Origin of the sequence: Streptacidiphilus sp. ASG 303 (assembly GCF_020991365.1) — a bacterium.
Taxonomy (GTDB): domain Bacteria; phylum Actinomycetota; class Actinomycetes; order Streptomycetales; family Streptomycetaceae; genus Peterkaempfera.
Genome location: NZ_JAJLRA010000124.1, coordinates 1 through 313, shown reverse-complemented (window position 1 = coordinate 313; position 313 = coordinate 1). Strand labels below are relative to the sequence as shown.

1 protein-coding gene is annotated in these 313 nt (G+C 80.8%); it reads left to right on the top strand.

Annotated features, from left to right (window positions below; translation table 11 throughout):
* Positions 1-75: 75 nt before the first annotated feature.
* A partial coding sequence (locus LO771_RS30195; RefSeq protein ID WP_230748351.1) for a hypothetical protein occupies positions 76-313 on the top strand: 238 nt, incomplete at its 3' end.

The following is a 313-nucleotide window of genomic DNA, read 5'->3' as shown; positions in this document are numbered from 1 at the left end:
GACAGTGACGTGGTCAGCACCACGTGACGGTGACATCGCAGCTCGGCCGACGACGGAATCGCCAACGGACTTTCAATGCGTAGCAGTGGCAGGAACAGCGGCGGCCCGGGCGGCAGCCGGGGCGGATACGGCAACCGGAGCGGCGGCTCCGGCGGCCGCGGCGGCCAGGGCGGGAGCCCCGGCGCCCGCAGCGGCCCGGGCGGCCCGGGCGCCCGCGGCGGCCAGGGCGGGAGCTCCGGCGCCCGCGGCGGCCAGGCCGGCCAGGGCGGCGGCCGCGGGGGCAACCCCCGCGGCGCCGGCAACCAGCGCGCCG